Origin of the sequence: Pseudomonas brassicae (assembly GCF_010671725.1) — a bacterium.
GTDB classification, from domain to species: domain Bacteria; phylum Pseudomonadota; class Gammaproteobacteria; order Pseudomonadales; family Pseudomonadaceae; genus Aquipseudomonas; species Aquipseudomonas brassicae.
This window is the reverse complement of record NZ_JAAHBU010000592.1, coordinates 1-558: the sequence shown is the minus strand read 5'-3', so window position 1 is coordinate 558 and position 558 is coordinate 1. Positions and strand designations below refer to the sequence as shown.

The 558-nt window shown below is 67.6% G+C and carries 1 pseudogene; it reads left to right on the top strand.

Annotation, left to right across the window (positions count from 1 at the left end):
* Nucleotides 1–558, top strand: a pseudogene (locus G3436_RS26415) (hypothetical protein); the annotation flags it as partial.

Sequence of the window (558 nt, the reverse complement as noted above, 5' to 3'; positions counted from 1 at the left end):
TTTCCCGGCTTGCCGCCCGAGGTGGCCACCGAGCTGGCCAGCCATGCCACGCCTGTCGAGTTAGAAAGCCTGGCTGCAGACCCCGGGCGAATGCCGTTGCGCCTGGCAGAAGAGGCGCGGGTCTATCTGCAACAGGCACGCCTGAACCAGGCCCTGCTGGGTTTGCATGAAATGGGCCTGGCGAATCAGGACAGCCAGCGCCTGGCACTCCAGGTGCTGCAACAGTTGCCGGGCTGGTCCGCCACGGTCCGCCTGGAACTGCGCCTGAACAGCCTGGCGGGCGCTCGGGTCGACGCCATTGGCCCGCTTGATGGCGCACTCAAGGTGTTGGTGTCTGACCCGCCGCGCTACGCCATCTTCGACCACGCTGGGGTGCACCTGGGTACCAGCAATACGTTGTTCGAAGGCCTGCTCAAGGCGCTGCCGGACGCCGAGCGTCAGGCGCTGGGCTTTCAGATCGGCGAGGGCGCGCGGTTGGGCGAGGCCCTGTGCAAGCGCGCGCGCAGCATGCGTGATGTGCTGGCGCAGGCGCTTGGCATGCAACCGATCCGGCCGTCG